Below are 9,263 nucleotides of genomic sequence, written 5' to 3'. Positions count from 1 at the left end.
GCGGCGGGCGAGCGCGTCGAGCCAGCCGCGCGCCTCGGGCCAGTCGCCGAGCCCGCTGTCCGCATTGATGTGGCCGCGCGGGCCGATATCGTGGAAAGCGCTGCCCCATGCGTTCGCGCAACCGCGCGCGAACGCAAGCGAGCCATACGGATCGTCGCTGCTGGCGACGACGCAGGTCGGAAACGGCAGCCGTTCGAGCGGCACGGGCCCGAAGCCGTATGCATCGGCCGGAAACGCGGGGCCGCCCGGGTCGGGCAGCGCGACGAGCAGCGCGCCGCGCACCTTCGCGAGCGCGGCCGGGCGCGCATAGCGGGTCGCCCACCACGCGGTGGTGAGCGTGCCGAGACTATGGCCGGCGATCAGCACCGGCCCGTGCGCGGCTTCGACCGCGCGATCGAGCGCGAGACACCAGCCGTTGCGGAACGCACGGTCCCAGTCGGGCATCGCGACGCGCGAGAAACGTGCATCGGCACGCTCCCAGCGGCTCTGCCAGTGAAGCGGGCCCGAATTGGCGTAACCCGGCAGGACGAGAACGGGAAATGAGCTCATGGAAGGTGCGTCGACGGGTGAAATCGTTATATGGCGTCGACGCAGTGTCGCACACCCGTTCCTCCCTGATGCTGCCTGTCTGAAACCGGAAGGATGTGCAAGGGGCCGGGACGCGTGCGGGACGGCGTCGCGACCGGACGACGAGCCGCGTTGCACGCGGCTCGCGTCATGTCATCGATCAGCGCACGTTCGCGCCGACGATACCGCCCGCCGCGGCGCCGGCGACCGTGCCGAGCGGGCCGCCCGTCACCAGGTAACCGAGCGCGCCGCCGGCGGCCGCGCCGATGCCTGCATTGCGCTGCGTATGCGTCATGGCGCACGCGCCGAGTTGCGACAGGGCCGCGACGATCACGGCGGTACGAACGATAAATGTGGTCTTCTTCATCATGATTGTTGGTGTCCTCTCGCCGCGCGGTTAGGCGAACGGCGGTATCGAATCGGTGAAGCCATCATAGGCAACGCCAAACGGCCCGGGCAATCCGATTTACGTCGTGTTACAGCCGACACAATATCGAGATAATCCGTCGAAACCCGTGCCTGCCGCGCCGCCAGCCGCGCGGGACGGACCCCGGTCAGGTAGAATCACGGGATTAAACCGGCGCGACGCGCCGACACAACCTGACGCCATCCGCATGAGCACCGAACGCAACGACGCCCCCGCGGCTTCCAATTTCATCCGCAACATCATCGACGACGACAACCGCACCGGCAAATGGGGCGGCCGCGTCGAAACACGCTTCCCGCCCGAGCCGAACGGCTACCTGCACATCGGCCACGCCAAGAGCATCTGCCTGAACTTCAGCGTCGCACGCGACTACGGCGGCGTGTGCCACCTGCGCTTCGACGATACGAACCCGGAAAAGGAAAGCGTCGAGTACGTCGACTCGATCGTCGACGCGGTGCGCTGGCTCGGCTTCGACTGGCGCAAGGACGCGGTCGATCACCAGTACTTCGCGAGCGACTACTACGACAAGCTGTATGAATTCGCCGAGCTGCTGATCCAGCGCGGCAAGGCGTACGTCGACAGCCAGAGCGCGGAAGAAATGCGCGCGAACCGCGGCTCGCTGACCGAAGGCGGCAAGCCGTCGCCGTTCCGCGACCGCACGCCGGAAGAAAACCTCGACCTGTTCCGCCGCATGAAGGCCGGCGAGTTCAAGGAAGGCGAGCACGTGCTGCGCGCGAAGATCGACATGGCTTCGCCGAACATGAACATGCGCGACCCGGTGATCTACCGGATCCGCTACGCGCACCACTACCGCACCGGCGACGCATGGTGCGTGTACCCGATGTACGACTACACGCACTGCATCTCGGATGCGCTCGAAGGCATCACGCATTCGCTGTGCACGCTCGAATTCGAGGATCACCGCCCGCTGTACGACTGGGTGCTGAACGAACTCGCGGAAGCCGGCATGTTCACGCGCCCGCTGCCGCAACAGATCGAATTCTCGCGGCTGAACCTCACGTACGCGATCACCAGCAAGCGCAAGCTGCTGCAGCTCGTCACCGAAGGCCACGTCGACGGTTGGGACGACCCCCGGATGCCGACGATCGTCGGCGTGCGCCGCCGCGGCTTCACGCCGGAGAGCATCCACCTGTTCTGCGAGCGGATCGGCGTGACGAAGATCGATTCGTGGATCGACATGAGCATCTTCGAAGGCGCGCTGCGCGACGACCTCGACGACAAGGCAGCGCGCACGGTCGCCGTGCTCGATCCGCTGAAGCTCGTGATCGACAACTACCCGGAAGACCTCGAGGAAGCGTGCACGGCGCCCGTGCATCCGCACCATCCGGATCGCGGCGTGCGCACGTTCCCGATCTCGCGCGAGCTGTGGATCGAGCGCGACGATTTCGTCGAGAACCCGCCGAAGGGCTATTTCCGCCTGTTCCCGGGCAACAAGGTGCGCCTGCGTTACGGCTACGTGATCGAGTGCACGGGCTTCGACAAGGACGCCGACGGCAACGTGACGGCCGTGCACTGCAACTACTTCCCGGACAGCAAGTCGGGCACCGAAGGCGCGAACAACTACAAGGTCAAGGGCAACATCCACTGGGTCAGCGCGAAGCATGCGCAGCCGGCCGAAGTGCGGATCTACGACCGCCTGTTCAAGGAGCCGCATCCGGACGCGGGCGGCGCGAACTTCCTCGAGGCGCTGAATCCGGATTCGAAGAAGATCGTCCAGGCATACGTCGAGCCGGGCAACAGCGACATCGCGCCGGAAACGCGCGTGCAGTTCGAGCGTCACGGCTACTTCGTGGCCGATCGTGTCGATTCGAAGCCGGGCAAGCCCGTGTTCAACCGGATCGTCGGGCTGCGCGACAGCTGGGGCAAGCCGGCCTGAGGGATCGGACAGGCGCGGCGCCGGTCGCCCGCGCCTGACCCGTTCGTCATGCTCGGACAACGGCTGCGCCGATGCGCAGCCCGACCGGCCGCTCGCCGGGGCAGCCTGCCCCGAATGCCACGCCAGGAACCGTCGTCATGCCCTATTCGCTGCAGGCCATCGTCGCCAGATCCGGCGCATTTGCGTCCGCGCCGCTGCCGCGCGGGCTGCGCGTCGTCCGCCTGCGCGGCGACATCGACATGATCCCGCTCGACACCGCGTTCCGGAACGCTCACGCCATCCCGTTCTGCCCGTTGACCGACGGGGACGACACGGTGCTGCCGCCGGCACTTCTGTCGCTGTGTGAACAGTTGAGTGCGCACGCTGCACTGGCCTATGTCGAAGCCGAATTCTTCGGCGGCAGCGGCACCCAGGCGCATGCGCGCTTCGCGGATGGCCGCGCGAGCGGCCCGCTCGTCGTGTCGGACCATGCGATCAACGAAGCGCTTCGCGATCTCGGCGTCGCCAGGGGCGACGCGTTCGACGAATTCGAAGCGATCGGCCTCGACCAGCATCGCGACACCGATCGATGGCTGACCTGACTCGCCGGCGGCGAATCGGACGAACCATGAAAAAACCGGCTTGCGCCGGTTTTTTTATTGCCTGCCGGGGTTACGCGCCCGTCAACCGCCGATGCAGGTCCACCAGCGACAGCTTCGTGCGAAACAGCCGCGCGAGGCTGCGGCTCGCATACGCGTCGATGTCGGCCGGCACGGTCCAGCGATACGCATCCATCTCGGGAATCATCGAGCCGTCGCGGCGGCTCGGAAACAGCGACGTGCACGTGCACTGCGCGGGATCGATCTCGCCTTCGGCCACCTGCACCGCGAACAGGTGCAGATCCTTGTCGTGCCGGTACGCAAAGCGGCCGAGATCGAGCAACCGGGCCGGCGCCAGCGCGATGCCGGTTTCCTCGAGCAGTTCGCGCAGCGCGGCGTCGGCCGGCGATTCGCCCGGCTCGCCCTGCCCCTTCGGGATGTCCCAGTGCGTGGTGTCCGTCGCATGCGCGAGGAACACGCGGCCGGCCGCATCGAGGATCACGACGCCGCACGACACCGTGCGCGGCGCGTCGCCCCGCTTCATCACGCGCGTGCTCAGCGCTTCTGCAACTGCCACTTGCCCGCGTCGGTCTTGCAGTAGACGGGCTTGAGCGTCATCGTCTGGCCCTTCGCGGTGATTTCGGTGGCGATTTGACGGCAGGTCTTGCCGTCCGTCTCGGTCGTGGTCGGCGTGAGCTTCGCATCGATCTGCGTGCCGCGGCCGCTGCTCTGCCACGCCGTGGTCTCGCCGTCCTTGCCTTCGTCGCGCACCTGCGCGGCGGCCTTCGCGAGCGACGCGCGGTCGGCCTTGCTGAAGTAGCTGAGCGGCGTGTCGTTCAGGAAGTTCAGGTTGTTCTGCGCATGGGCGGGCAGCATCGCGGCTGCGCACGCGGCGCCTGCCAGCACGCGCGTGACGACGGAAAGGGATGCACGCATCGACATGTTGTTCTCCTTGGATGTTCGATCGAACGGCGCACCGCGCATGCCGGCGAACTGGCACGCACACTGCGCCTGTCAGCGAGCGAGGATAGCATGCGTGCCGTCCGCACCCCCTTCTAGTGGCCGCCCGGCGCGGCCGCTTGCTGATATCCGTCAGTCAGCGTGCCGAGGAAGGCGATCACGTCCTTGATCTCGGCCGCGTTCAGCGCCGGCTGCTCGCCGCGCTTGCGGTCGAACGGCGCCTCGCGGTTGATGTTCGGCCAGTAGCGTTTCGGCAGGTCGTCATAGATCTGCACCTTGCCGTGCACGACCGGATAGAACTTCTCCGGATGAATGTCGCGCTCGACGTAGAAGCGCATCACGTCCTCGAGCGTGTGATAGACGCCGTTGTGGAAGAACGTCTTGCGCAGCGCGACGTTGCGCAGCGACGGCGTGCGGAACAACCCGCAGAATTCGTCGCGGCCCTTCAGGTCGGTACGCTCGGGGCCGCACGCGCCGAGGTCGTGGAAACGCGGGTCGCGATTGACGGGCAGCGCGCGATTGCGCGGCACCGCGATCGCGATCAGCCCGAAATCGCTGAACTGCGGCGGCGTGCCGTCGAGTGCGCGCTGGCTGATGTGGCAGCTCGCGCAGTTGCCCTTCTTCTCGTCGTTGAACAGCTGCAGGCCGCGCATTTCGGCCGGCGTGAGCTGCGCATGGCCCGCGAGATACGCGTCGTACTTGCTCGTGTACGGCGAGAACAGCTCGGGCGTCTGCTCGAACGTTTCGAGCGCGCGCAGCACGGCCTTGAACGTGGCCGCGTCGTCGTCGAGCACCTTCACGCCGAACACCGCGCGGAACTCCTCCGCGTACGGCGCGGCCTTCACGGCCTGCGCGACCTTCGCCGGCGAGCTGTTCATCTCGAACGGCGACGTGAGCGGAATGCGCGCCTGCTCGGCGCCCGTGTCGACGCGGCCGTCCCACGTGAGGCCGCCCGTCGGGCCCGCATCGACGCTCTCGTCGCCTTCGTCGTCGGAATCGTGGAAGTGCTCGGTGAACTGCGGCACGCCCTGCAGGTACTTGAGCGACGGCACCGCACGAAAGCCCGGATGCTTCATGTCGTCGCCGCCGAACTGCACGTCCAGCGCATTGGGCGGCCCGAACGCGTGCTCGGGGCTGTGGCACGACGCGCACGCGAGCTTGCCGGAACCTGACAGCGTAGGGTCGAAGAAAAGTTGCTTGCCGAGCGCCGTCATCCGGCGCACGCCTTCGTAAACTTGTGCCCGCGTCTGCGGCTGGTTCGTCGCGACCACGGCGCCGCTCGCGGCAACCGTTGCGGACGCAACGGGATGCGCGCCGCCCGGCGCACTCGCGGCCTGTGCGGACGGCGCACCGGCACCGGGCTGTCCGTCACAGCCGGCAACGGTGACGAGCGTGGCGGCCAGCGCGAATGCGCCGGCGAGATGCAGCCACGAACGCGCGAACGCGCCGGCTGTCTGTTGGCGAGGCTTCATCGATTCGTCGGAAAGTAGGTTCAGGAGCGGCCGGAGTTTATGTCAGCCGCATGACCGTTGCATGACGACTCGTCGACAGCCAATCGAAAGGACGCCTACACCCGCCTGTCAAATCGCACCCTCAAAATGCGTGCAGCCGGACATGCCACGGTCACCTCGCGAACCGGCGGTACACGAGTGCGCCGGTTCCCCACGCGACAAGAGAGAGATAGAGAGTACAACGGATGAAAAACCACGCCTGGATTCGCTTTACACCGATCGCCGTTGCCGCGGCCGCCGCCCTCACCGCCTGCGGCGGCGACGACGTGCAGCAGCAGGGCCTGTCGACGGTCAAGAACGTCGTCGTGATCTACGCGGAAAACCGCAGCTTCGACAACCTGTACGGCAATTTCCCCGGCGCGAACGGCCTGCAGAACGTGACCGCGGCCAGCGCGCAGCAGAAGGACCGCAACGGCCAGCCGCTCGCGACGCTGCCGAAGGCCTGGGGCGGCCTGACCGCGAAGGGCGTGACGCCGGCCGTGACCGAGGCGATGACGGCCAACCTGCCGAACGCGCCGTTCGCGATCGACGACCCGAACGGCTTCAACACGCCGATGAGCGTGACGACGCGCGACCTGTATCACCGCTTCTACGAGAACCAGATGCAGATCAACGGCGGCAAGAACGACATGTTCGCCGCATGGGCCGACTCGGGCGGCCTCGTGATGGGCCACTACACGCCCGACGCGACGAAGCTGCCGCTGTGGAAGATCGCGCAGCAGTTCACGCTGGCCGACAACTTCTTCATGGGCGCGTTCGGCGGCTCGTTCCTGAACCACCAGTACCTGATCTGCGCGTGCGCGCCGTTCTACGCGAACGCGGACAAGAGCCCGGCCGCCGGTTCGATCTCGGCCGTCGCCGCCGACGGCAAGTCGCTGCAGCTCGCGAGCAACTCGCCCGCTTCCGCGCTCGACGGCGCGCCGAAGTTCGTGAACTCGGGCAACCTGACGCCGGACTTCTACGCGATCAACACGATGCAGCCGCCGTACCAGCCGAGCGGCAACAAGGCGGCGTCGGGCGGCGATCCGAACCTCGCCGACCCGTCGGCCGCGACGACACTGCCGCCGCAGTCGCAACAGAACATCGGCGACCTGCTGACCAACGCGGGCGTGTCGTGGGCATGGTACGGCGGTGCGTGGAACCAGGCACTGCAGGCCGCGCAAAGCGGCACGGCGAACGTGATCTACGGCCCGAACATGACGGCGCCGAACTTCCAGCCGCACCACCAGCCGTTCAACTACTACGCGAACCAGGCACCGGGCAGCACGAGCCGCGCGCAGCACTTGCTCGACGGCGGCACCGACGGCAGCGAGTTCATCAAGGCGATCGACGCGGGCACGCTGCCGCAGGTCGCGTTCTACAAGCCGCAGGGCAACCTGAACGAGCACCCGGGTTACACGGACGTCGCGAGCGGCGACCAGCACATCGCGAACGTGCTCGCGCACCTGCAGGCGAGCCCGCAATGGAAGAACATGGTCGTGGTCGTCACGTACGACGAAAACGGCGGCTTCTGGGATCACGTGTCGCCGCCGAAGGGCGACCGCTGGGGCCCGGGCACGCGCATTCCGGCGCTGATCGTGTCGCCGTTCTCGAAGAAGGGTTTCGTCGACCACACGCAGTACGACACCGCGTCGATCCTGCGCTTCATCACGCGCCGCTTCTCGCTGCCGCGCCTCGCCGGCCTGCAACAGCGCGACGACGCGCTGAAGGCCAACGGCGGGCAGCCGATGGGCGACCTGACGAACGCGCTGCAACTGTCGCCGAACCTGTAACGGCATCGCGACAGGCGGGCCGGTGTCATCGCCGGCCCGAACGCACGAAGGGCGGCCTCCCGGCCGCCCTTTTTTCATCGGTGCGCGCGCGTCACCAGCCGTACTTCAGCTCGACCCCGACATAGTCGGCGTTGTGCCCGCCTGCCTCGCGGATCGCATCGCCGACCTGGAAATGCACGGCCTCGACCGCACCGATCAGGTTCGCGGCGATCGTCCAGTCGGCACGCAGCTGCACGTACATCCCCGTCCACGACCCGCCCTTGCCTGCCGTGCCCGGCACCACCGCATTGCCCTGCTGGTAGACCGCATCGCCGGTCGTCTCGCGCCACTGGAAACCGAGCGCACCGAGCAGCGACAGGTTCGGCGACGGCTTCAGCGTCACCGACGGCTTCACGTGGATCAGGTTCGAATACCCGGCGAAGCCGGCGAGCGTGAAGTAATAGCCGTTCGGAAACAGCGGATTGAAGGTCTCGACACGGCCGTCGTGCGGATGCCGGTCGCCCGACGCCGCATCGACCTGCAGCGCGATGCGCGGCGACCACGGCGCGTCGAGCCGGTAGCCGGCGATCGAGCCGACCGCCCACGCGCGGATCGTGCTGCTGCCGACCGTGCCCGTCTGCAGCATCGTTTCGAGATCCCAGTCGAAACGGCCGTGCGTGCCGGTGTAACGCAGGTCCCACACGTCACGGCGCTCCGCGCCGCTCGCATCGAGAAAGCGCGCGCTGCTGCGGTTGTAGCGCGACCAGTAGCCCGACAGGTCGCCGGGCCCGACCGACTGCCGCTCGAAGCGCACGCCGCTGAACGTGAGGTCGCGGTTCGACACGTCGTCGAACGCGGACACGGTGCGGTTCTGCACCGGCTGCGTCGCATACGCGATGAAGCGCCACTTCCGGTACTCGTAGTCGGCCCACACCGCATCGAACGCCAGCCGCACGTTCGGGCCGTCGCGCGCGGCGATGAAGCGCTGCAGGTCGAACGCCATCTCCTGACGGCCGACGCGGAACTTGAACGTCCCGCCGCCGAGCGCGCCCGTGTAGGTCGCGAACGCCTGCTCGAGATCGAGCGGGTTCCTGTCGACCGGCGAGATCGTGTTCTTGCCGAATGCGCGGTCGTCCTGCAGCTGCACGAAGAACTGCCAGTGCTGGCCGAGATGCGCATCGGCATGCACCTCGACACGCTGGATCAGGTACGTATCCGATTGCGCGGAGCCGATGCCGAACAGCGGCGCGTCGTTGGTCTCGAGGCGCTCGCGCAGGTTCACGCCGAGCGACAGATAGGAAGCCGGATCGTTGCCGAGCGGGATATATTTCAAGCCGTCGAGCGGTGCGCGCGGCACGCACGGATTCGCGAGCACCGACCAGTCCTCCTGCCAGCGGTTGAACAGCACGGTCGGCCGCTTGGCCGTGCAGGTCGCGGCGGGTGCGCCATCGGCGGCGGCCGGTGCGGCCTCCGCATCCGCTCGAGCCGCATCGGTACCCGCGAGCAGCAGCCCCGCGACGAGCGACGCGCGGGCAAGCCGGTCGAGGCGAGCGGCTCGCGGCGTCGCCCGAT

The 9,263-nt window shown here is 67.5% G+C and carries 9 protein-coding genes; 3 read left to right on the top strand and 6 right to left on the bottom strand.

Annotated features, from left to right (window positions below; all coding sequences use genetic code 11):
• Both DPV74_RS35730 and DPV74_RS35725 read right to left on the bottom strand, forming a co-directional pair.
• A partial coding sequence (locus tag DPV74_RS35730) for an alpha/beta hydrolase (RefSeq protein ID WP_162923231.1) occupies positions 1–549 on the bottom strand: 549 nt, incomplete at its 3' end.
• 178 nt (positions 550–727) lie between these two features.
• The gene (locus tag DPV74_RS35725) at positions 728–937 is read right to left on the bottom strand and encodes an ornithine acetyltransferase (protein WP_011351716.1); all 210 of its coding nucleotides are present in this window, start codon (positions 935–937) and stop codon (positions 728–730) included.
• A gap of 244 nt (positions 938–1,181) precedes the next feature.
• Between DPV74_RS35725 and DPV74_RS35720 the strand changes: the two genes are divergently transcribed.
• Both DPV74_RS35720 and DPV74_RS35715 read left to right on the top strand, forming a co-directional pair.
• Positions 1,182–2,891 carry a glutamine--tRNA ligase/YqeY domain fusion protein gene (locus tag DPV74_RS35720; RefSeq protein WP_119338898.1) on the top strand — a complete coding sequence of 570 codons (1,710 nt, stop codon included), beginning with the start codon at positions 1,182–1,184 and terminating at the stop codon, positions 2,889–2,891.
• A gap of 137 nt (positions 2,892–3,028) precedes the next feature.
• Entirely contained in the window at positions 3,029–3,472 is a 444-nt protein-coding gene (locus DPV74_RS35715; RefSeq protein ID WP_060357978.1) for a hypothetical protein, read from the top strand.
• A gap of 70 nt (positions 3,473–3,542) precedes the next feature.
• Here DPV74_RS35715 and DPV74_RS35710 read toward each other — a convergent pair whose 3' ends face one another.
• The 3 genes from DPV74_RS35710 to DPV74_RS35700 all read right to left on the bottom strand — a co-directional run bounded on the left by DPV74_RS35710 (position 3,543) and on the right by DPV74_RS35700 (position 5,901).
• The gene (locus DPV74_RS35710) at positions 3,543–4,013 is read right to left on the bottom strand and encodes an NUDIX domain-containing protein (RefSeq protein ID WP_027787759.1); all 471 of its coding nucleotides are present in this window, start codon (positions 4,011–4,013) and stop codon (positions 3,543–3,545) included.
• Positions 4,014–4,024: 11 nt separating this feature from the next.
• On the bottom strand, positions 4,025–4,411 hold the full coding sequence (locus tag DPV74_RS35705; RefSeq protein ID WP_027787760.1) for a hypothetical protein: 387 nt from the start codon (positions 4,409–4,411) through the stop codon (positions 4,025–4,027).
• A gap of 113 nt (positions 4,412–4,524) precedes the next feature.
• Positions 4,525–5,901: a cytochrome-c peroxidase gene (locus tag DPV74_RS35700; protein ID WP_119338897.1), complete on the bottom strand. Its 1,377-nt coding sequence runs from the start codon at positions 5,899–5,901 to the stop codon at positions 4,525–4,527.
• Positions 5,902–6,125: 224 nt separating this feature from the next.
• Here DPV74_RS35700 and DPV74_RS35695 point away from each other — a divergent pair, with 224 nt between their 5' ends.
• Positions 6,126–7,712: an acid phosphatase gene (locus tag DPV74_RS35695; RefSeq protein ID WP_027787762.1), complete on the top strand. Its 1,587-nt coding sequence runs from the start codon at positions 6,126–6,128 to the stop codon at positions 7,710–7,712.
• Positions 7,713–7,803: 91 nt separating this feature from the next.
• Here DPV74_RS35695 and DPV74_RS35690 read toward each other — a convergent pair.
• A partial coding sequence (locus DPV74_RS35690) for an alginate export family protein (RefSeq protein WP_240440084.1) occupies positions 7,804–9,263 on the bottom strand: 1,460 nt, incomplete at its 5' end.

It is taken from the genome of Burkholderia sp. HAN2018, assembly GCF_024704855.1.
GTDB classification, from domain to species: Bacteria; Pseudomonadota; Gammaproteobacteria; order Burkholderiales; family Burkholderiaceae; genus Burkholderia; species Burkholderia cepacia.
This window is presented reverse-complemented; position numbering and strand designations above follow the sequence as displayed.

What these genes read in the sequence shown, in the direction of transcription:
- DPV74_RS35725 (WP_011351716.1), bottom strand. Translation starts at nt 937, where the DNA reads ATGATGAAGAAGACCACATTTATCGTTCGTACCGCCGTGATCGTCGCG.
- DPV74_RS35720 (WP_119338898.1), top strand. Translation starts at nt 1,182, where the DNA reads ATGAGCACCGAACGCAACGACGCCCCCGCGGCTTCCAATTTCATCCGC.
- DPV74_RS35715 (WP_060357978.1), top strand. Translation starts at nt 3,029, where the DNA reads ATGCCCTATTCGCTGCAGGCCATCGTCGCCAGATCCGGCGCATTTGCG.
- DPV74_RS35710 (WP_027787759.1), bottom strand. Translation starts at nt 4,013, where the DNA reads ATGAAGCGGGGCGACGCGCCGCGCACGGTGTCGTGCGGCGTCGTGATC.
- DPV74_RS35705 (WP_027787760.1), bottom strand. Translation starts at nt 4,411, where the DNA reads ATGTCGATGCGTGCATCCCTTTCCGTCGTCACGCGCGTGCTGGCAGGC.
- DPV74_RS35700 (WP_119338897.1), bottom strand. Translation starts at nt 5,901, where the DNA reads ATGAAGCCTCGCCAACAGACAGCCGGCGCGTTCGCGCGTTCGTGGCTG.
- DPV74_RS35695 (WP_027787762.1), top strand. Translation starts at nt 6,126, where the DNA reads ATGAAAAACCACGCCTGGATTCGCTTTACACCGATCGCCGTTGCCGCG.